20 protein-coding genes are annotated in these 21577 nt (G+C 57.0%); 10 read left to right on the forward strand and 10 right to left on the reverse strand.

From position 1 onward, the window contains the following. Nucleotides 1-6: 6 nt before the first annotated feature. From QRN85_RS01590 to QRN85_RS01600, 3 genes are all read right to left on the reverse strand, one after another. Entirely contained in the window at nucleotides 7-1188 is a 1182-nt protein-coding gene (locus tag QRN85_RS01590; RefSeq protein WP_112962105.1) for an efflux RND transporter periplasmic adaptor subunit, read from the reverse strand. Nucleotides 1189-1217: 29 nt separating this feature from the next. After that, entirely contained in the window at nucleotides 1218-1775 is a 558-nt protein-coding gene (locus QRN85_RS01595; RefSeq protein ID WP_062588340.1) for a TetR/AcrR family transcriptional regulator, read from the reverse strand. An 82-nt stretch (nucleotides 1776-1857) separates the two neighbouring features. Beyond that, nucleotides 1858-2808 (reverse strand): hydrogen peroxide-inducible genes activator, encoded by a 951-nt coding sequence (locus QRN85_RS01600; RefSeq protein ID WP_284756998.1) that lies wholly within the window; start codon nucleotides 2806-2808, stop codon nucleotides 1858-1860. A gap of 200 nt (nucleotides 2809-3008) precedes the next feature. Here QRN85_RS01600 and katG point away from each other — a divergent pair, with 200 nt between their 5' ends. From katG to QRN85_RS01620, 4 genes are all read left to right on the forward strand, one after another. Then, a complete protein-coding gene (gene katG, locus QRN85_RS01605) occupies nucleotides 3009-5198 on the forward strand; it encodes a catalase/peroxidase HPI (RefSeq protein ID WP_284756999.1) in 2190 nt (729 codons plus the stop codon). 346 nt (nucleotides 5199-5544) lie between these two features. After that, nucleotides 5545-6051, forward strand: a complete 507-nt coding sequence (locus tag QRN85_RS01610) for a putative pterin-binding protein (protein ID WP_113218605.1) — start codon at nucleotides 5545-5547, stop codon at nucleotides 6049-6051. A 9-nt stretch (nucleotides 6052-6060) separates the two neighbouring features. Next, the gene (locus QRN85_RS01615; RefSeq protein ID WP_284757000.1) at nucleotides 6061-8004 is read left to right on the forward strand and encodes a putative bifunctional diguanylate cyclase/phosphodiesterase; all 1944 of its coding nucleotides are present in this window, start codon (nucleotides 6061-6063) and stop codon (nucleotides 8002-8004) included. A 32-nt stretch (nucleotides 8005-8036) separates the two neighbouring features. After that, complete coding sequence (locus QRN85_RS01620) at nucleotides 8037-8732, forward strand: FkbM family methyltransferase (RefSeq protein ID WP_284757001.1); 696 nt, start codon at nucleotides 8037-8039, stop codon at nucleotides 8730-8732. Nucleotides 8733-9190: 458 nt separating this feature from the next. Here QRN85_RS01620 and QRN85_RS01625 read toward each other — a convergent pair whose 3' ends face one another. Continuing rightward, nucleotides 9191-9709, reverse strand: a complete 519-nt coding sequence (locus QRN85_RS01625; protein WP_284757002.1) for a 2'-5' RNA ligase family protein — start codon at nucleotides 9707-9709, stop codon at nucleotides 9191-9193. 44 nt (nucleotides 9710-9753) lie between these two features. Continuing rightward, nucleotides 9754-10173, reverse strand: a complete 420-nt coding sequence (locus QRN85_RS01630) for a DUF4174 domain-containing protein (RefSeq protein WP_284757003.1) — start codon at nucleotides 10171-10173, stop codon at nucleotides 9754-9756. A gap of 131 nt (nucleotides 10174-10304) precedes the next feature. Between QRN85_RS01630 and QRN85_RS01635 the strand changes: the two genes are divergently transcribed. From QRN85_RS01635 to QRN85_RS01650, 4 genes are all read left to right on the forward strand, one after another. Then, entirely contained in the window at nucleotides 10305-10556 is a 252-nt protein-coding gene (locus QRN85_RS01635; protein WP_284757004.1) for a hypothetical protein, read from the forward strand. A 121-nt stretch (nucleotides 10557-10677) separates the two neighbouring features. Beyond that, nucleotides 10678-11337: an ABC transporter ATP-binding protein gene (locus QRN85_RS01640; protein ID WP_284757005.1), complete on the forward strand. Its 660-nt coding sequence runs from the start codon at nucleotides 10678-10680 to the stop codon at nucleotides 11335-11337. Beyond that, entirely contained in the window at nucleotides 11334-13742 is a 2409-nt protein-coding gene (locus QRN85_RS01645) for an FtsX-like permease family protein (protein WP_284757006.1), read from the forward strand. The genes QRN85_RS01640 and QRN85_RS01645 overlap by 4 nt, the downstream gene beginning before the upstream one ends. Beyond that, nucleotides 13732-14808: a lipocalin-like domain-containing protein gene (locus QRN85_RS01650; RefSeq protein WP_284757007.1), complete on the forward strand. Its 1077-nt coding sequence runs from the start codon at nucleotides 13732-13734 to the stop codon at nucleotides 14806-14808. The genes QRN85_RS01645 and QRN85_RS01650 overlap by 11 nt, the downstream gene beginning before the upstream one ends. Nucleotides 14809-14818: 10 nt before the next feature. Here the strand turns inward: QRN85_RS01650 and QRN85_RS01655 are convergent, their stop codons facing one another. Continuing rightward, nucleotides 14819-15520: a Crp/Fnr family transcriptional regulator gene (locus QRN85_RS01655; protein WP_284757008.1), complete on the reverse strand. Its 702-nt coding sequence runs from the start codon at nucleotides 15518-15520 to the stop codon at nucleotides 14819-14821. 144 nt (nucleotides 15521-15664) lie between these two features. Between QRN85_RS01655 and QRN85_RS01660 the strand changes: the two genes are divergently transcribed. Beyond that, a complete protein-coding gene (locus QRN85_RS01660) occupies nucleotides 15665-15901 on the forward strand; it encodes a DUF6894 family protein (protein WP_062588316.1) in 237 nt (78 codons plus the stop codon). Nucleotides 15902-16116: 215 nt separating this feature from the next. After that, nucleotides 16117-16626: a sigma-70 family RNA polymerase sigma factor gene (locus QRN85_RS01665; protein ID WP_062588314.1), complete on the forward strand. Its 510-nt coding sequence runs from the start codon at nucleotides 16117-16119 to the stop codon at nucleotides 16624-16626. Nucleotides 16627-16791: 165 nt separating this feature from the next. Here the strand turns inward: QRN85_RS01665 and QRN85_RS01670 are convergent, their stop codons facing one another. Genes QRN85_RS01670 through QRN85_RS01685 form a run of 4 tightly spaced genes read right to left on the reverse strand, consistent with a single transcriptional unit; the run spans nucleotide 16792 to nucleotide 21547 of the window. Continuing rightward, nucleotides 16792-17670, reverse strand: a complete 879-nt coding sequence (locus tag QRN85_RS01670; protein WP_284757010.1) for an N-formylglutamate amidohydrolase — start codon at nucleotides 17668-17670, stop codon at nucleotides 16792-16794. 12 nt (nucleotides 17671-17682) lie between these two features. Then, the gene (locus tag QRN85_RS01675; protein ID WP_284757012.1) at nucleotides 17683-19230 is read right to left on the reverse strand and encodes a gamma-glutamyltransferase; all 1548 of its coding nucleotides are present in this window, start codon (nucleotides 19228-19230) and stop codon (nucleotides 17683-17685) included. Continuing rightward, nucleotides 19230-19907, reverse strand: a complete 678-nt coding sequence (locus QRN85_RS01680; protein WP_284757013.1) for an RraA family protein — start codon at nucleotides 19905-19907, stop codon at nucleotides 19230-19232. The genes QRN85_RS01675 and QRN85_RS01680 overlap by 1 nt, the downstream gene beginning before the upstream one ends. Beyond that, nucleotides 19904-21547 (reverse strand): ABC transporter ATP-binding protein, encoded by a 1644-nt coding sequence (locus QRN85_RS01685; RefSeq protein ID WP_284757015.1) that lies wholly within the window; start codon nucleotides 21545-21547, stop codon nucleotides 19904-19906. Before QRN85_RS01685 ends, QRN85_RS01680 begins: the two co-directional genes overlap by 4 nt. Between the last annotated feature and the right edge of the window lie 30 nt (nucleotides 21548-21577).

Genomic DNA, 21577 nt, shown 5'->3' on the forward strand with positions numbered 1-21577 from the left:
AAACCCTTACTGCTTGGGTGTTTGCGCGGTTGCTTCAGCCGGCTTTTCCGGCTGCCACGGTTCCGGCGCGATTTTGCCTCCAGGCTGGACTTTCTGTGCGCCATCGACCACGATTTTCTCGCCAGCCTTCAGGCCGTTTTCGATGACCCACTCCGAACCGATGGCCTGACCGAGTACGACAGGACGAGCCTCGGCTGTGCTGTCTTCCTTGGCAACATAGACCAGAGGCTTGCCATCTGCAGTACGGACAATCGACCGCTGCGGTATGGTGATGGCGCTTTCACGCACGGCCTGTTCAATTCTGACGCGCACATACATGCCGGGCAGCAGATCCCGACGCGCGTTCGGAAATTCGGCGCGCAGCGTAACCTGACCCGTGGTGGAATCAACGCTTGCGCTGGCAAAGAGCAGACGGCCAGGATCCGAATAGACGCTGCCATCATCAAAGACGAGACGCACGCTTGCCTGATCAGGCGCGGTGCTTGCCAGCTTGCCTTCCTCGACAGCTCGTTTCAAAGCCATCATATCCTGCGCCGACTGGGTGAAATCCGCGTAGATGGGATCGATCTGCTGAATGAGGGCAAGATTCTGGGTTCCGTCAGCGGTGACCAGCGCGCCTTCGGTGACCAGTGCGGCGCCGATAATGCCGGTAATCGGTGCACGGACTTCGGTATATTCGAGGTTGATGCGCGCCTCGTCCAACGCGGCCTGCTGAAGCGCAACATCTGCCTCTGCCTGGGCAAGCGTGACGGCGGCCGTATCGTAGTCGATGCCGGTCGAGACGTTGCGTTCGCGCAGATTTTTCTGACGTTCCAGCTGCTGGCGTGCATTGTCCTGTGTGGCCTTTGCGCGTTGCAACGCAGCTTCTGCGCTTGCTACACGCACTTTGAACAGTCGCGGATCGATGCGGTAGAGAACGTCATCCTTCTTGACGAGCGTTCCCTGCTGGAACACGCGCTCCTGCAAGATGCCAGAGACTCGCGCGCGGACTTCGGCGACACGCGTCGCTGCAATTCTTCCGGGCAACTCATTGATAACGGGAACCGATCTGGCCTTCAGTTCGAGAACGCCGACTGCCGGGGGTGGCATCTGCATTCCTTCCTGAGCATTCGCGCCATTGGCAGCTATGGTTAGGGCAATGGCCGAGATGAGTGGCAACAGCCTTGGCAGAGACATTCTGCTTTGCATTATATCGTCCTCTTTATCACCGCGGGTGATCAGGTTTCTTTGGGGGAATTCAAATAAATGGCGCGGATATCTTCGAGAATTGCCAGCCGGGCTTCCGCATCCCACTGGTAGAAATTGAAATATTCGGTGCAGGAAAAACCGGTGAGTGCCAGATACGCAACCAGAGCCGCCCGTGGTTTTTCGCAACCGCTAATGTCTTCAAGCTCCCTGCGGGTCCAATCCTGCATTTTTTCGTGCAGCTTTTTCTCGCCGGACATGGCGGCACTCAACGCAAGACACACCGCCTTATCGGTATCATCAGGCTCTTCTTCGGCCACGGTGATGCGAGCAAAAAGCTCAGGGTGTGCCTGATCTTTGGACGTTTCGACGCAGGTACGGATGTGCTGCTGCTCTGAGAAAAGCCGACGCTCTATCAATGCTTCCAGCAAAGCCGCTTTCGATTTATGATCGTAGACGACCCTGGACTTGCTGACGCCCGCTTCCTGAGCAACGGCATCGATTGAAACGCCGACCGCGCCAAGACGCAGGATGACGCGTTCTGCGGCATCCAGGATGTCATCGGCACTGATCTTCCGCGTACGGGCCATATTTGCTCACTATCTAAAACAGAAATTCAAATACGAACGTTCGTGTTTTAAAGCAAGCGTAAGAACATACAAAATTAGTTGATTATCGGAAACTTGATTTGGGCGAACCCGAAAACGTCCTTTTCGCCGTGCGATCTTCGCGAATCCGCGCTGACGATTGCCGGATGATATCGGAGATGGGCAGCAACTGCTTGATCAGCGGCGTGTTGTTTCGCCATATCATGCCGATGGACCGCACAGGAGCAGGGGCATCGAAACGGGAGATTGAGACATGCGCGGAGCGGGTCTCCAGAGACACCGCCATCTCCGGAATGAGTGTGATGCCGATGCCGGCACTGACCATCTGTACCAATGTCGACAGAGAGCTTCCTTCCATGACCTCGCGTGGCTGGCTGGAGCCAACGTGGCAAAAGGCCAAGGCCTGATCTCTGAAGCAATGGCCCTCTTCAAGAAGCAGCAGCCGCATCTGTGGAAGTGCGCCCCTGTCCGGCACGGGCTTGCCTTCATCTTCATGCCTTCGTACCAGAACGAATTCCTCATCGAAGAGCTTTATCTCGCTCAATGAGGGCTCCGACACTGGCAGGGCCACGATGGCAAGGTCCAGATCGCCCTGCTTCAATTCCTCGATCAATTTTGCAGTCTGCGTCTCTCGTATCTGGAGCTCCATGCCATCGAAGGCGGTATTGAGGTCATTGATGATGACAGGGAGCAGATAGGGTGCGACCGTCGGTATGACGCCGATGCGCAGGCGGGAAAGAAACGAGTGTTTCGCGGCTCGCGCCATTTCGCCCAGTTCATCCACATTGCGGAGAATCTTTCGCACGCGAACGGCGAACGTCTGACCGAAAGCGGTCAGCCTCACGTCCTTTGCGCTGCGCTCGAACAGCTCATGGCCAACCTCCTCCTCAAGTTCCTTGATTTGCATGGAAAGAGCAGGCTGCGAAATGGCGCAGGCATCTGCCGCAAGGCGGAAACGACGATGCCGTGCGAGAGCTTCAAAATAGCGCAGCTGTTTGAGCGTCAGATTCTTCATAAGGATATCTTATCGCGGCAATCAGTAAATCCAACTTAAATTTATCGGAACTAGCCGTTAAAAGGTCTTCTGGAGCGATTAGATTTTTCTTCGGGGCAGACGGACATGGTGCGTCCGCTCTTAAAGACGACCCAAATCCTGCGATTTTTGACTGAGAACTCTCATTTTTAACGCCACACATATGTGACTTGGAGGATATCATGGACCAGAAAACCGATAGCGCGGCTCAATGTCCAGTAGCCCACGGCCAGACTCCCAAAGCTGTCAGAGGAAATCGTGACTGGTGGCCAAACCAGCTCGACATCCAGATCCTGCATCACGGATCTTCTCTCTCCGACCCGATGGGCAAAGACTTCAACTATGCGGAAGCGTTCAAGCAGCTCGATCTTGATGCGGTGAAGCGCGATCTTCACGCCCTTATGACGGATTCGCAGGACTGGTGGCCAGCGGATTTCGGCCACTATGGCGGCTTGTTTATCCGCATGGCGTGGCACAGTGCCGGAACTTACCGCATCACCGATGGCCGCGGCGGAGCCGGTGCCGGCCAGCAGCGTTTTGCGCCGCTCAACAGCTGGCCAGACAATGCCAACCTCGACAAGGCGCGCCGTCTTCTGTGGCCGATCAAGCAGAAATATGGCAACCGCATTTCCTGGGCGGATCTCATGATCCTCACCGGTAACGTCGCGCTGGAGTCCATGGGCTTCAAGACATTCGGCTTTGCCGGTGGTCGCGCCGACGTTTGGGAGCCGGAAGAGTTGTTCTGGGGTCCGGAAGGCACCTGGCTTGGCGATGAACGCTACAGCGGTGAGCGCGAACTGGCCGAGCCTCTGGGCGCGGTGCAGATGGGCCTCATCTACGTCAATCCTGAAGGTCCGAACGGCAATCCTGATCCGTTGGCCTCTGCTCGGGATATCCGCGAGACCTTTGCCCGCATGGCGATGAACGATGAAGAAACCGTCGCACTGATCGCGGGCGGTCACACATTCGGAAAGACGCACGGCGCTGGAGATCCATCGCTGATCGGCGTCGAGCCGGAAGGGGGCGAAATCGAGGATCAAGGTCTCGGCTGGAGAAGCAAGTTCGGCAGCGGCATCGGCAAGGACGCCATCACGGGCGGCCCGGAGGTGACATGGTCACAGACCCCGACGCAGTGGAGCAACTTCTTCTTCGAAAACCTCTTCGGATTCGAATGGGAGCTGACCACAAGCCCGGCGGGTGCCAAGCAGTGGGTCGCCAAAAATGCCGAGCCCTCCATTCCCGATGCCTATGACCCGTCGAGAAAGCATCTTCCAACAATGCTGACCTCGGATCTGGCTCTGCGCTTCGACCCGGCCTATGAAAAGATTTCCCGTCGCTTCCTTGAGCATCCTGAGCAGTTTGCCGATGCCTTTGCGCGTGCGTGGTTCAAGCTGACGCACCGCGACATGGGACCGAAGGTGCGCTACCTCGGACCAGAAGTTCCAGCGGAAGATCTGATCTGGCAGGATGTCGTACCCGCAGTTGACCACCCTCTCATCGACGACAGCGATATCGCCAACCTGAAGGCAAAGGTCGCGGCTTCTGGCCTGACAGTGCAGGAACTGGTCTCGACAGCCTGGGCTTCGGCATCATCCTTCCGTGGTTCAGACAAGCGTGGCGGTGCCAATGGCGCACGCATTCGCCTTGAGCCGCAGAAGAACTGGGAGGTCAATCAGCCTGCACAGCTCACCAAGGTTCTCGGCGTATTGGAAGGCATTCAGCGTGACTTCAACGCCGCTCAGACCGGGGGCAAGAAGATTTCTCTGGCAGATCTGATCGTGCTTGCCGGTGCTGCAGGCATCGAAAAGGCTGCAAGAGAAGGCGGCAACGACATCGTCGTGCCATTCACGCCAGGCCGGACGGATGCATCGCAGGAACAGACCGATGCAGCTTCCTTCGCCGCACTGGAGCCGCGTGCCGATGGTTTCCGTAACTTCATCAGCAAGACGCGTCGCCAGTTCATGAAGCCTGAAGAGGCTCTTGTGGATCGTGCGCAGCTTCTGACGCTGACTGCGCCGGAGATGACGATTCTGGTGGGTGGTCTGCGTGTGCTTAATGTTGGAGAGCCGGAACATGGCGTCTTCACAAAACGCCCCGGCATTCTGACCAACGACTTCTTCGTCAACCTCCTCGACAACGATTTGCAGTGGTCGCCGGTCGCAGGCAAGGATGGCGTCTACGAAGGCCGCAGCCGCAAGACCGGTGAAGCGAAATGGACCGGCACGCGAGTCGATCTCATTTTCGGTTCCCATTCTCAATTGCGGGCTCTCGCGGAAGTTTACGGATCTTCCGACGCAGGCAATGCCTTCACCAGGGACTTTGTTGCCGCCTGGAACAAGGTGATGAACGCCGACAGGTTCGACCTGAAGTGATGTGACCAGCATTTATCCCTCCATTTGCTTTGGAGGGATTTTCCAAACCGAGGATAGCACCGGGCGAGGTTATTGCCACGCCCGGTGGCTAAGTGTTTTATATTCTTAAACCATTCTCAAAACATCTTGCTGTTTTTCCTAACCTCCGTCAAAAACATGCGGTAACGTGAATTCACGCAATGGTCATTCTGAGGCTAGGGCGGGACGATGCGTTGCGAGAAGCCAGAGCCTCGAAATATTAGAAAAAATCTATGTAAGAATATTGTATCGAATTCTGATATAAGATTTTAGAAATTGATTAGCTCGGCCAATGGTGAGCCATGGGGTCTATCGAAGGACAAAAACGATGTGTTTTGTGCGGTCATTTCTAAGCGCCGTCTTGGCGATCACATGGATTTCATCCGCACAGGCCGGCTCTTTGCCGCAGCCGGTCGGGAAGACCATATTGACGATCTCGGGGCAAATTTCAAACACCAATGCGGACGGCGTCGCAAGATTTGATCGAGACATGCTCGAGGCGCTCGGGATTACGACCGTTCAGACAACGAATCCATGGTATGATGGCCGAACGGTTTTCGAGGGCGTGCTGCTCAAAAAATTAATGGAGACGGTAGGGGCCAAGGGCGAGACTGTAAAAGCCGTCGCACTGAATGATTATGCAATAGCTATACCGATGGCAGACTTTGAAAAATTCAACGTTGTTCTGGCCATGAAACGGGATGGGAATTACATGGAAGTTCGTGAGAAGGGACCCCTCTTCGTCATTTACCCCTATGACAGCACGCCGGAACTTCAAACGCAGATTTACTATACGCGCTCCGCCTGGCAGGTTGCGAAGCTTATAGTCGAGTAAAGGTGCCGATTGCGCAAGGTATTGGCGGTCATTATCTGCTGCTTCGTGTTGGCTACAGGCTACATCGCCTACGTCATCGCCGAGCGGCAAACTGCGTTGCAGAAATTTGCCCGATACAATGATTCGTGGGCCGTCAGTCAGACCGTTTCCGAATATCTGCGTCTCCAGAACAGTCTTTATGGCTTCGTTGTGGATCCGGAGCGCGTCACCCACGACACCCTTCGCCTGCGAATGGACATCATGCTTGGGCGACTGGAGCTTCTCAAGCAGGGCAAACTCGGAGCATTCATCGCCTCGCGCGCAGAATGGCAGGATCTCGTCACGACCCTGAATGCGATCCTGCTGGATCTGGATAAAAATCTGGAACAGTTGCAGCCGCCACAGGTAAAAGCGCTTCTGCCAAAAATGAGCGAGCTGGACGGGCCGCTGACGACATTCGCGTCATCCTCCGTTGCCTATGACGTCGATCTCATCGATTCCGTCCATACGGAGGTGCGAAATCTCCATCTCATCTTTACCGGCCTTGCGGGCGGTCTGATTGTTTGCGGTGTCGCCCTTATTCTGCTGCTGAACCGCCACAACAATCTTCTTGATCGCGCGCAGAAAGACATGCGCGGGCTGACCGAGGAATTGCAGGCGGCAACGCTGGAATTGCAAGCCAACAACGTTCGGCTTGAGCACGATGCCTATCACGACGCGTTGACGGAATTGCCCAACCGCGCCTTCTTCCGCAAGGAGCTGGACGAGCGTCTGGGCGTCAAAGATGCTCGCACTGCAACGATCCTCCTGCTGGACCTGGATGGCTTCAAGGATATCAACGATACGCTTGGGCACGATGTTGGAGATGCGCTGCTTCAGGCTGTCGGTATACGCTTGTCGTCCTCGCGGGCGAAGAGCGACATGATCTGCCGCCTCGGTGGTGATGAATTCGCGGTCATATCGAGCGGCATGAGTGAGGAAGATGCCGTCGTGCTTGCCGACGCCCTCATCGATGAAATCAGCCAGCCCTACAATTTGGGTGAGCTCGAGATCAAGATCGGTACCTGCGTCGGCGTCGTCGTGTCGGACGATGCGACCAATGCTGACGAGTTGTTCAAGAGGGCGGATCTGGCGCTTTATGAGGCCAAACGGATGGGGCCGGGGAGCGCGAGCGTCTTCAAGGTCCATATGCAGCAGCAACTGACCGAGAAGCGGTCATTCGAAGCCGACCTTCAGCTCGCACTGCAGAACAACGAAATGGAAGTCTACTATCAGCCGCAGATGCTGACGAAAACGCGCGAAATATGCGGTTTCGAGGCGCTTTTGCGATGGACCCACCCCGTGCGTGGTCGCGTACCACCCTCCGATTTCATACCCGTTGCCGAGCGAACCGGTCTCATCCATTCGCTTGGAAAATGGGCGATGGATACGGCCTGTCAGGAGGCAAAGTCGTGGAAGGGAGATCTCAAGGTTGCGATCAATCTGTCGCCCGTCCAGTTCCACAGCACGACGCTTATCCAGAATGTCGTCAATGCCTTGGAGAAAAGCGGTCTGGATGCGCACAGGCTGGAGCTTGAAATTACCGAGTCGGTCTTGCTCAACAGAAGCGAGCAGACGCTGGAGACATTGGCAAAACTGAAGGATGTCGGCATCAAGATCGCCATGGACGACTTCGGCACCGGCTATTCGTCGCTTGGAAATCTCCGCGGCGTGCCGTTTGACAAGATCAAGATCGACCAGTCTTTCCTTCGTGATGTGGCGACCGATACGGATGCTATGGCTATCGTCGAATTCGTCGTCGGCATGGCCAGAAGCCTGAGAATGACGACGATTGCCGAGGGTATCGAGACCCAGGAGCAGTTCGATTGTCTGACCCGGCTCGGATGCGATCAGATGCAGGGCTATCTGATCGGGCGACCCGCTCCGGCCGAGAAGCTTGACGTCTTCAAGCGCGCGGTCGAAAGACTATCATGATCACTTTGAGACAGTTTTTAAGGGAAATGTGAATGGAACGGCTTGACGTGCACGGTGTCCGGCTCGATTTGGCGCGCGAGGAAGTCTCTCCGGTGATCTGGAAGGCGCTTGAGGATGGCAGTTACGAAGCCAAGGAAGCCCGCAGCATTCTCAAGGCGATCAAGCCGGGCGACCGAGTTCTGGAACTGGGCTCCGGCATCGGAATCATCACTTCCATCATTGCCGGCATCAAGGATGTGTCCGTCTGGGCGTTCGAAGCCAACCCCGGCACAGCCGCTCTTGCGACCCGGGTCATCAAGGCAAATTGTGCTGACAATGTCGTCTTTTCCCAAGGGCTGCTGACAGCACACGGACCACATCTGCATCCATTTTATGTTCGCAAGGATCTGTGGATGTCTTCCATGGATGAAAACCAGGGGCCGTACGAAAAGCGTATCGAAATTCCCTCGGAGAATATCGACGAATTCATCAATCGTCATCGAATCAATGCCTTGGTCATGGATATCGAAGGGGCAGAGCACGATCTTTTGCAAAACGCTGAGCTTGTTGGTGTCGAGAGGATATTCGTGGAGCTGCACGATCATCTCTACCATCTCGCAGGCATTCGCGACATTACACAGGCCTTGGCGCTAAAGGGATATTCATATGATCCTCGCGGATCCCGGGGGCCATGTGTTCTGTTTAGCAAGGACGACACACCCAGAGAATACGACCCCGAAGTCGACTGACGGTCCAATCATCCCCCAAGGGACGAGGCATGGGTGATGGGCGACTGCCATCGTTTTTGCATGGCAGGGCTGTGGATTTGGCTATTTAACGAGCAGCGAAAAATGGTATCTTTGGGTCATCGAAAGCGATGCACTCCTCCCGCATCACTTCGCAATCAGACGAACCTATCCTCCTCCCAAGGGACGTCTGTTGGAACAGTGACACTCCTCCTCCCAGTCGCTGTTCAATATTTCGAAAGCCTGCCGCACCTCCTCCCGCGGCAGGCTTTTCGTCTTTTGGGGGCCAATAAAAATCGATTTTGTGATTGTCTACGCAGCGTCTGTTTCTAAACGACGGTGTCGTCGATGAAGCCCCCGCGCAGGATGATGGACAAGGTGCGCCACGGGACACCGCAGCCACGCAGAATTCCAATGTGTCAGTCGGATAATCGGGCTAGGTTGCCGTTAAAGAGTTCTCGTTAGGGCGATGTCGTGAAGGGAACGGACAGGCAATGCTGCCATGGTCCGCCAAGGTAACGCCAGAGGTCGAGACCCGTTACACATAGGGAGCTTTTCTGGAAGGATTGATCAAGGTCCTTGTAAAGCGCGTCCGCAGCCGGTTTCGCGACCTTGTTCTGCACCGTGATGTGGGGCTGCCACTTCTGCATATCTTGCCCGCCAAGCCATGGTCGAAACAAAAGCTTCAGGCTGGCGTGAACCTGCTGCAGTTGGTCACTGGATATCGTGAAGGCGACGCCAGCCCCAAGGTGGCGCAGACCGACGATCTCGGCCCTGATCGCCGAATGTTCTGAAGCGACCTGAGTAAGGCGGTGCTGCACCTCGCCTATGTATTCGCCGGGAAGCCTATGGAACAGGGTAACGTGGGCTCGCAGAAAATTTTTGTCTGCCGGGAAATACTGTTTCCGCAGCGTATCGAATGGCTGGAGATCCTGCTCCAGTATCTGTGCCGTGACAATGAGCGGTTCGGATGTCTTCAACTTCTAAGCAACCTCTTCACGGACGGTAGAATTCTGGCTCGCAATTATTTCTGGCCCGCCCGGCGCATAGGCATACTGTCGATGAGATCGAATATATCTTTCTCTTTCAAAACGTCATCGCTCCTTAGCTTTTCGCCTCCGTCCTTCCCGATGAGAACGGCCGTGAAGTCCGATCCGGCTATGCCGGCTTCAGCGCGGAGCGCTGCGGCATCAAGCCGGGGTGCCTTCCCATAGACCGATTTGACGTCCGTTTTGCTGACTTGCAGCAACAGCATGTCCCGGTCGTCCATTTCAGGGGTGCGGTTTTTCAGAAGGTCGACCTGTTGGTTCAACCGGGAACTTCCGTCCTCGGCGAAAAGCACCAGTATCCGCTTGTTCCACTTCAATTCTGCCAGACTATCCATTGCGAACCCATTCGTGGTTGAGGCTATCAACAGGGAGATGACGATAAGGATCTGCTTCATATTCGTTCTCCTCCTGCAGGTCTTAACGCCGTTTCGTCCACTCGGTTCATTGGCTACCAGCTTGAGACTGACATATGGCCGGAACATCTGCCAGTCGGCGGCGTTTTAAGCCTGTTCAAAAGGAGTTGACGATGGCAGTTACTTATCATGTAGGCGAGCACGACGGCGGATATGCCTACCGGCTTGGAGATGTATGGTCAGAGACATTTCCCGATCACGATTCAGCTCTTGAAGCCGCCAAGGATGCGGCGCGCAGGCAACAGATCGGGGGTGAGGAAGTGGATATTTCCTTCCAGCTGGCTGACGGCCATTGGCAATCCCAACACGTTCACGGCGGCGACAGGCCGGAAACCGATGTCGTTGACGACACGGAAGTGAAATAGGGACGACAGGGGGCGGATGACGCCCCCAAATTTTTTAAACGCAATCTTGGCGGGCCGGAGCAATGGATATTTATGTGCTCCGGGCATAAGCTTTGCAAAGCCGAAATGCGACGCCGATTCCATGCAGCTATCCATCGAAAATGTCACCAAATCCTACACGACGCCGGAAGGCCCGGTTGAAGTGCTAAGGGGGATCGACCTTATGGTCATCGCCGGAGAGAGCGTGGCGCTGACGGGGGAATCCGGCAGCGGCAAGAGTACTCTTTTGCACCTTGCCGCTGGGCTGGATGCGGCAGATAGCGGCAAGGTCATGGCCAATGGCCGTGACATATCGCGCCTGGATGAGGGTGATTTGGCGCAGTATCGGCGCAAGGAGGTTGGGCTTGTGTTTCAGCAGTTCAATCTGGTGCCTTCCCTCGATGTGGCCGCGAACATCTCTTTCCACGCAAAACTGGCCGACAGGCATGATGCCAAATGGCAGGCCGAACTGATGGAGAAGCTGGGCCTCTCCGCTCTTTCAAAGCGATATCCCGAGCAACTGTCTGGCGGTCAGCAGCAGCGCGTTGCTATTGCGCGCACGCTTGCCGCGCGGCCCGGCATGATCCTGGCGGATGAACCAACCGGAAATCTGGATGAAGCGACGGGTGACGCGGTGCTGGACCTTATGCTGACGCTGAGCAGGGGCGCCGGTTGCTCGCTGCTTCTTGTGACCCATTCCGAACGACTGGCGGCGAAGCTGGACCGAAAAGTCCTGTTGCGGCAGGGAAGAATTGCCACATGAACGTGGCCGCTTTTTTCGTTTTGCTCTCGCACTGGCGCCATCGGCCAATACAGCTTGCAACACTGGTGCTCGGGATAGCTCTGGCGACGGCCTTGTGGTCCGGCGTTCAGGCCATCAATGCGGAAGCAAGGGGAAGCTACGCGCGGTCTGCAGCCCTATTGGAGCAGAGCGGACTTGAGCAACTGGTGGCCAAGGACGCCGACACCATTGCCTTGAAAACCTATGCCGCGCTGCGACGCGCAGGCTGGAACGTCTCCCCCGTGATTGAAGGCGACTACCGGTTGGGAGGACAGCGGCTGCGGCTGATTGGAATTGATCCCCTGACAATGCCGCCCGAGGGGCGGGTGGTGTCGATCTCCGGTTCGTCAGATCTTGCAGACTTCATCGGCGGCATGGATGTCCTGGTCGTTTCACCCGCTACGGCAAAACGACTTGAGGGAGAGAAGAACCTTCGCCTGCGCGTATCCGATGTCATTCCTGATGATGCCGCATTTACCGATATCGCCGTGGCCGACCGGCTTTTGAAGCGGGGCGGGGCGCTGACGAGACTTGTCGTGGCACCCGATCAGCGTGTCGATCCTCCAGCGCTTGAGAGGATTGCTCCGGACCTCAGAATAAAGGCGGCGGGTGAGCAGCCGGATCTGGCCCGCCTTACCGACAGTTTTCATCTTAACCTGACTGCATTCGGTTTTCTCGCCTTCGTCGTTGGTCTCTTTATCGTTTATTCCGCCACCGGACTATCCTATGAGCAGCGCAGGGCGACGTTCCGCACGGTGAGAAGTCTCGGCCTATCCCTTCGGGCTTTGACATCAATGCTTCTTATCGAGATCCTCGCACTTGGCGTGCTGTCGGGGTTGCTGGGCATCGTGATCGGTTATTTCATGGCCTCCCTGCTTTTGCCCGGTGTTGCAGCAACGCTGCGAGGGCTCTATGGCGCGAGCATTTCCGGCGGCCTTGCCTTGCGCCCGGAATGGTGGCTGGCGGGTCTTGGCATGGCCGTTGCCGGAACCTTGCTTTCGGCGATTCAAAGCCTGTGGCGTGTTCGCAAAATGCCCATCCTCGCCTCATCCCAACCACGCGCATGGATGCGAGCATCGGGCAAAGGCTTGAGGGTACAGGCAGGCATCGGCGCATTTCTTCTGGTGCTGGCGCTCGGTCTTGCCATAGCGGGGTCCGGTCTGGTGGCAGGCTTTGCGGTGCTTGCTGCGCTGCTTCTGGGTTCAGCCCTTATCCTGCCGGTGCTCCTTTCGGTAGGGCTTACACTTGCGCAGCGTCTATCCAGCCGAGCCCTGACATTCTGGTTCTGGGCAGATACGCGCATGCAGCTTCCAGGCCTATCACTGGCATTGATGGCGCTGCTGCTTGCCCTCTCGGCCAATATTGGCGTCGGAACCATGGTCTCCAGTTTTCGCTACACATTCCTTGGATGGCTGGATCAGCGTCTGGTCTCCGAACTCTATGTGACTGCGCGCGACGAGACCGAGGCGGTGCGGCTGGCTGAATGGTTGAAACCGCGCGCAGACGCGATGTTGCCGAGCATGAGCATGTCAGCAAAGGTTCTCGGTTCGGATGTCCAGCTTTCGGGCGTTGCAGATCATCCCACTTATCGCGAACACTGGCCGCTTCTTCAATCGACGCCGGATGCGTGGGATGCCGTTTCACAAGGACGTGGGGCGCTTGTCAACGAACAATTCTGGCGTCGAAACGGCGTGAAGATCGGGCAGGATCTCACCCTGCCGGGTAGCTGGACGGTCAAGATTGTCGGCATCTATTCGGATTATGGAAATCCCGAGGGCCAGTTGATGATCGGCGCAGAGCCGATGAAGACCCATTTTCCGGATGTACCCATATTGCGCTATGGCGTCCGCATAGACCCTGCGCAGGCCCCGGCACTGGCGGGTCAACTGACAAGCGAGTTTGGCCTGCCAAGAGCCAATATTATCGACCAATCTGCGCTCAAGCAGCAATCCAGAGCAATTTTCGAGCAGACGTTCGTTGTAACCGGCGCGCTCAACGTGCTCACTCTGGCCGTTGCCGCCTTTGCCATGTTTGCCAGTCTGCTGACCCTGTCCGGCATACGGATCGCGCAGCTTGCGCCGGTTTGGGCAATGGGTGTTCGCCGCCGCGATCTGGCGATGATGGAGGTATTCAAGACTGTGGCACTTTGGTTCGTGACATTCCTCGCAGCCATCCCGGTGGGTCTTGCACTGGCCTGGGTGTTGCTGGTTATCGTGAATGTGGAAGCCTTCGGCTGGCGCTTGCCAGTCATGGTCTTCCCTCTAGAGTGGGCAAAGCTTGGTGCTATCGCCCTTATCGCCGCGATCTTATCCGTGTTGCTTCCGGTGCTTCGGCTAGCGAACAGCAAGCCCGCCGATCTGGTAAGGGTATTTGCCAATGAACGTTAAGCAACTTGCCATAGCGAGCCTCGCCATCGTGGTTCTGGCGCTGTCATTCATGCCCATCAGGTCTCAGGCCCAGGGTTTTGCCGGGCTTGGGTCTACGGCTGAAGGCTTCACCGTGCCTGAGCCCGGAAAACAGCTTGCCTTTCCGAGCGATCACGGCGCGCACCCGGATTTCCGGATAGAATGGTGGTACATCACGGCCAATCTGGAAACGGCGGATGGACGAAAGCTTGGCGCGCAATGGACGCTGTTTCGCTCGGCTCTTGCCCCGGAAGACAAGAAGGGCTGGGCGAGCAAGCAGATATGGATCGGCCATGCTGCCGTAACGACTGCTGAAAAACATCATGTCGCAGAGCGATTGGCCCGTGGCGGCGTTGACCAAGCAGGCGTCAACCCTGCGCCTTTTGAAGCGTGGATCGATGACTGGTCCATGAAAACCTCCTCCGCCGGAACCGACGAGCTTGACCATGTGGAGTTGCGCGCGGCAGGCAAAGATTTCGAATACAAGCTAAACCTCGACGCTCGCGGTCCCCTGGTCTTGCAGGGAGACAAGGGTTACTCCGTCAAATCTCTGGCGGGGCAGGCGAGCTATTATTATTCCCAGCCATTTTATGAGGTGAACGGATCCGTTATGCTGGACGGCTCCCTGGTCAAGGTGACCGGAAACGCCTGGCTCGATCGGGAATGGTCGTCCCAGCCGCTTGCCTCCAACCAGACCGGCTGGGACTGGTTCTCGCTCCATCTGGCATCAGGCGAAAAGGTGATGGCCTTTCGACTGCGGGATTCCGCGGGTGGCTATATTTCTGCGAACTGGATCTCCGCAGATGGTAAAACGACCCCGCTTTCATCCGCCGATGTGGTGCTGGAGCCCATTCGCACCGCGCGGGTCAATGAACGTGACGTTCCGGTTGAGTGGCGCATCAAAATTGTTGGCAAGGGTCTGGACATCAAGCTACGTGCGCTAAACGAACAGGCGTGGATGACGACCTCCACGCCATATTGGGAAGGGCCGATCACCATTGATGGCAGCACATCCGGTGTCGGGTACCTCGAAATGACCGGTTACTGAGGGGCCAGCGTTAGTGAGCGTTTTCCCGATGAGAGATCAGTCGACGGTATTCGGCCTCTGGAATGCCGTAGGAGTCGCCGGCCTTTTCTTCGAGCGCGGCACGGTCTCGGACGGTGATAAGTGCACGTTCAGCGCGAATTGCCCTGTTGCCCTCAAGCTTGTGCAGCGCGTCTGTGACGCTGGGCCGCCTGACCCCGAGCATGACCGACAAAAAGTCGTGCGTCAGCGGAAGCTCGTCACCCAAACGGTCCTGGCACATGAGAAGCCATCGCGCGAGGCGTTGTTCGATATCGTAGCGACCATCTGCCAAGGCCGTGGCGGCGATCTGTATCATGAACACATGTGCATAACGCAGCAGCAACTCCCTGATCGCACGATTGGTGTCTATCAACTCCGTGAGGTCTGCTGATGCGATGCGCAAAGCGGTTCCGCCAGCCTGCATGAACGCCTTGTGAGGGCTCGAATCGACCCCCAGCAGCACCGGTACGCCGGAACAGCCCTCGTGGCCAATGCAGCCAACTTCGATTGATTTCGTTGCGAAAACGACCTCAGACGACAAGCCGCTCTCGAAAAAATAGACGTTGGTGATCGGCTTTTTGCTCTCAAACAGGGTCTGGTCCTGATCGAGTGTCACGAGCTCGGCGCGCGACCTTACCAGCGCGGCGTCCTTCTCGGGAAGAGTTCTCAACAGACCGTTATTTGTCCAAGTCACGCGGTGCCCTTTTCTTCGGTCCAAAGGCGATGCGGGCGAAAGCGTTTTGGACCAAATAAAACGCTTCCCTTATATGTCACGAATTTCACTCCGATGAAACTTTACTGGACGCCAAAGGTTCGGGTCCAACAGGGGAGAATCGCAATGAGATATTATTTTCACGTCCGAAGGCACTCAGAATTGCAGAGAGACCCGGAAGGTGCCGAGTTTGAAACGCTGGAAGATGCATGCAACGAAGCTCTGTGCGCAGCCCGTGAAATACTGGCAGAGAGAATGATCCGGGGTGAAGTGATTGATGGCGAGGTGTTCGAACTAACGAATGAGGCTGGCGAAATCATTCGAACAATTCCCTTCAGAGAAACGGTGCGATTTGATGAATGAAACTCACTCTCACTTTCACCTGCTACACGTATGAATTTGCCAAAGTTGCTATTTTGGTGCCCTGAAATGCCAAGGCTCCAGCAGTCTTTTCCTCAGCTTTTCCCATTTTTCAAGTGTAACTTATAGAGCGTACGTTAACGTACCCACTGCCTTCCAGTCGGAACGATGCTGGCGCCGAAGACTTCATCTACCTCTACCTAAGGAGGAGATTAAGCATGGCAGCAGAATTCAGCATTCAGCAGGAACTGGTCGCTCTCATCCCCGCGCTCCGCAGATTTGCGTCCCGGTTTCACCGAAGCACGACAGATGCCGATGACCTTGTTCAGGATACGCTTCTCAAGGCCCTGAAAGCTCTTCCCTCCTTCACGCCGGGTACAAACCTTAAATCCTGGCTGTTCACGATCATGCGCAATGCACACCACACGGCCTATCAGAAGGCCAAGCGCATCACAGTGGGAACGGAAAATCTCGAATTTCTGATGCCGGCAGCGGAATCTCCGCAGGAATGGGCTATGAGAAAAAAAGAATACGACAGAGCGGTGGCGGCAATGCCGGTCATCTATAGAGAAGTATTCCATCTTGTCGTAGAAGACGGTCAGGCCTACGACGCAGCGGCCAGCAAATGCCGTATCTCTGTTGGCACCGTTAAAAGCCGCGTCAATCGCGCCAAACACTTCCTCGCCGACCGCATGGGCGACACAATGGCAAACGTCGCCTCCATATGATTGGGCGGGGCCATCAAGAGGTGGCCATAATGACGATACACGATTGGCGCGCGGTCGCCGCTAGGAACCTGGGGTAACCTCAAGCGTCGCATTGATACCCCAACTCTGGAAAGAGTTTGCGCGAGGCGAGGGGCAGAAATATCAAGATGGGAGAGGGCAAACTCCTCAAGTCTTGACGCTCTGCACAAAGTCCCTGCAAGCCTCGCCAAGCCTTGCGAGATTTGCCTTCAGTTCGGAGTAGCCTGAGGTTTTCTGGCGGGTGGTTTCATCCATATAGAGTTTTCGGTTAATCTCAATCTGGATGCTGTGGCGGTTCTTTTCCGGGGCGCTATAGGCGGAGACGAGTTCGGCGCCGCGAAATGGCACGTTGAGAGAGACAGAATAGCCGAAGCTCTTGAGCGTTTCACAGACCATTCCCACGAATTCCGGCTCGGCGCTTGCCCCATCGTAATCACCAATCACCATGTCCTTGCGAATGGTTCCTGCCGGATCCGGGGATAGCGCGTGGCCGATAGCGGGCATGGAATGGCAATTGACGTGGTAGACCTTCCCGAACCGCTCATGGGTGCTGTCCAGCAGTCGTACGAGCTCACGGTGGTAGGGACGCCAGTAGGTGTCGATACGGTGCTCAAGTTCCTTTACGGTCAGTTTGCGCCCGTACATGGGTTGGTCTCCCCACGCGTAACGCCAGACCAGACCCATGCCGCGTCTGGCAGACGCACTGTCGCGAACCGGATGTGGCCACAGCCCTTCGACGAGATCCAGATCGACATCTTCAAGGGACCGGTTGAGATCCAGAAAACTGCGGGGAAATTGCGCGGTCAACAGCGGGGCGCCGATTGACGGAGCGAAACTGAAGAGGTCATCGACATATGTGTCGGAAGCTTGAAGGACCATGTCATCCGATACCACGCGCTCGAAATCATCAGGGATTGCCAGCCCGCTATGTGGCGAGTCGAAGACCATCGGGATGCCTGGCGCACTCGCTGGAATGATCGATAGCACGCCCTCGATGTCGAGGGGCTCTGCAAAATGGTCTGTCATTGGCGGTTCCTGCTATGCCGTGGCTGCGAAGGCGGCGGGGTAGGTGGTGTCTGGCATCCCGACGAATTCGCCGTTGCGGCGGCCGATCATGCCCGGCGCGGCGAAGGGTCTGGGGAAAACCGTTTGTGCTGCGGGTCTGATTCTGCCGATGCGCTCCAGCGCCTCCACATGGTCCGCAGGCATGTCCACATTGACGATGATGTCGTTGTGGGGACCTGTCGTCATGCGTGGCGTGTTCATCGCGTCTTCCACATCCATTCCGGCGTGGACGATCATGCCCGTCAGCTGCGTCAGCGCCGGGACAATCTGGTTGCCTCCGGCTGCACCGTAAGCGGCAAAAGTGCCGTTCTTATCCGTCAGGATGACGGGGCACATATTGCTTGGAGCATAGGCTTTCGGCACAAGCGAGTTCGCCCGCCCAGGTGTAGGATCGAACCACGACATGCCGTTGTTCAAGAGAATGCCTGTCGAAGGTGACAAGGCCCGCGCACCGAAGCGGTTGAGCAGGGTGAAGGTGATCGCCACCATTCGGCCCTCGCCATCCACGGCATTGACCTGAGTGGTGCTGGTCTTGTTGGTGGTTTCTGCGGGGTTGAGCCTGCGGCGATGCGCGCCGAAAGACTCCCACAGTGCCTGCGACATGGTGGCGAAGAAATCGCCATCGACGGGCCCTGGACCTCGCTTTTCATCGAAAAACGAAAGCGCATCGAACAAACGCTGTCCGGCGCTGGTCTCTCCCGGCACATGGACGATCTTGTCCTGCAAGGCCATGCTGCGCGCCGGGTAGATCAAGGCTTCGTAATCGGCAAGATCGTCCAGCGTCATGAAACTGCCGCCAGCCTGCAAATCGGAAATGAGGCGCTGACCGATGGAGCCGCCATACAGCGCGTCAGGTCCCTCAGCCGCCAGCGTCTGAAGCGTGTCGAAAAGTGCTGGTGTCGGCAGCACGCTGCCTGGCTCTGGTGGATGGCCGCCGGGCAGAAACACGGTGCGGGCGCCTTCATCGTCAGCAAGACCGGAGGCGGCGATGGCGATGGCGAGCGTGGTGTGCCAGTCCACCATCAGGCCTTGTTTCGCCCGCGCAATGGCCGGGGCCAATGCGTCTGCGAAGCCGATTGTTCCGTGCCGTTTCAATGCCTGGGCAAAGCCGCGAACACAGCCGGGAACGACTGCCGCGGTAAAGCCATCGACATTTCTGTTTTCAACGGACGCCGGATGGCCGATGAACGTCTTGATGCCTGGATCTGGCCTATAGAAGTCAATATCGAAGGAAGACGGGACACGACCGGTAAACTCGATCGTTTCGACCGTGCCATCGGGCTGCGCAATCAGCATGTAGCCGCAGGCTGCAAGGCTTGTCATCCACGGTTCGACGGTTTGCAAGGTGAAGGCCGCTGTTACTGCCGCATCGACAGCATTGCCACTGGCCCGCAGCACGGCGGCACCTGCTTCTGCGGCCACATAATGCTGCGACGTAACGACACCGCGTGAACTGACGCCTGCCACCTTGCGGGTGACGCTGCGTTCGACGCGAAGGTGGTCAAACTGCGGGTTTTCCATCAGCTCGCCTCCATGGCTGAGGCCACCATTCTGCTTGCGCCCGAGAGATCGCCAAGCTTTTCACCTGCTTCGATCTTGCCCTTATGGCGGCCCGCCCGCGCCTGCCGAGCCTCGGCCTCAACCAGAACGTCGAGAGCTTCATCTGTGGGAATGACGAGAATGCCGCTTGCATCTGCGACAACGATATCGCCCGGCATGACGGGCACGTTTCCGCAGGAAATGGGCAGGTTGAGCGAACCGCCCAGATCATTCAGGCGGGTCGTTATGGCGGAAACGCCGCGCGCCCACAGGGGCATCCCAAGCTCGACTATTTCTTCCACATCCGTGCACGGGCCATCGATGACGACGCCGACTGCGCCTGCTGTTTTGATCGCGAAGGCAACGCCACCACCGATACAGGCATGCCGATCATCGCCTAGCCGGTCTACGAATAGAAAGTCGCCGGGACGGATGAAGGAAACGGCATGATGCAGAAGGGTCGAGTCCGTGGCCGGAATGGCCAGCGTCACGGCGGTCCCGACCAGGGTCTGCTTGATGTCGACAACGGGTGAGATGGAATGGCGGACGAAGCCGCGATGACGGAAATGCCCTATTGTGGCGACTTCGACGCGTTCAAATCTCGCCCGCAGTTCAGGATCGATCTGCGCAGGCAGAGCGCCAATATGATATTTCTTCATGGGATTTCCTTTGAGAATGTCGGTGCGTCCTGGACGGGCCTATGCTGCCATCCCTTGCCCGGGACGGCGGCCAGCAATTCCTTGGTGTAATCGTGTTTGGGGGCACCGAAGAGGGTCGCCGGATCGCCGCGCTCAACGATGCGTCCTCGACGCATGACCGCGATATTGTCGCATATCTGGCTTGCGACGCGCAGGTCGTGGGTAATAAACAGGATGCCGAAGCCCAGCCGCTCCTGCATCCTTGCCAAAAGCTCGAGCACCTGTGCCTGCACCGAGACATCCAGTGCGGAAACGGATTCATCGGCAATCAGCAGTTCCGGTTCGACCGCAAGCGCCCGCGCGATGCAGATGCGCTGCCTTTGGCCGCCAGAAAATTCGTGGGGAAACCGCGTGGCAGAGGCACGGTCCAGTCCGCAAGCCTCAAGCAGATCGAGCGCACGGGCCATGGCTTCTTTCGAGTTGAGGCCGTGGACAATAGGTCCTTCCGCGATTGCGTCGCCTATACGCTGACGCGGGTCGAGAGCCGTATAGGGGTCCTGAAAGACAATCTGAACCTTGCGGCGGGCCTCCCTCAACGCTTTGCCACGAAGGCCGGCAAAATTCCCATCGGAGATGAAGATATCGCCGCTTTCCGGCTGCACGAGGCGGATGACGCATTGCGCCAGCGTCGATTTCCCCGAGCCGGACTCGCCGACAAGACCCAGCGTTTCACCTCTGCGGATGGTGAGGTCGACATTATCGACGGCTTTCACCGTTCGGCCAGTTCCGAATACGCCTTTGAGCGAAAACGTCTTGATGATGTTTTTCGCAATCAGAACCGGTGCCCCAAGGCCATCCCGCTCCTTTCTGGGCGTCAGTGTCGGTACCGCTGCCAGCAAGCGTTTCGTATAATCTTCACGGGGGTGGTTGAGCACCTCGTCCTTTGTGCCGATTTCGACCAGCCTGCCTTTCTGCATGACCGCGACGCGGTCGGCAATTTCTGCGACAACGCCGAAATCATGGGTGATGAAGATGATGCCGGTGCCGTGCCGTTCGCGCAGTTCAAGCATGAGCTTGAGGATCTGCGCCTGCGTCGTGACATCCAGTGCGGTGGTTGGTTCGTCAGCAATCAGGACCGCCGGATCAAGCGCAAGAGCTGTGGCGATCATGACGCGCTGGCATTGTCCACCCGACAGTTGGTGGGGGTAGGAATGGAAGATCTCTTCGGGATTTGGGAGGTGGACTTCCTGAAACAGCTTGATGACACGTTCCTTGATCTGCGCCTGCGACAGGGACGTGTGGACTTTGAAGGCTTCGGAGACCTGTTCGCCAATCCGGAAAATGGGATTGAGCGCAGCCGTCGGCTCCTGAAAGATCATGGCGATGCTGCGGCCTGTGATGCCGCGTCTCGTCGCATCGTCGATTGTCAGCAGGTTCTTGTTTTCGAACATCACCTCGCCGCGTGGCGCGCCGAGGTTGCGCGGCAAAAGACCCATCGTCGCCAGCGCCGTCAAGGACTTGCCGGAGCCGGATTCGCCAACGATGCACAGGATCTCTCCCTTGCCGATCGAGAGCGACAGATCCTCGACGGCAAAGCCGCGATCGGCGCCCTGCGGCAAGGGAACGCTGAGATGAGAGATGGACAGCCGCATGTCAGTCATTGGTATCCCGCCTTGTGAATTCCGGGAGAC

Source organism: Agrobacterium sp. fls2-241-TYG-188a (assembly GCF_030209845.1).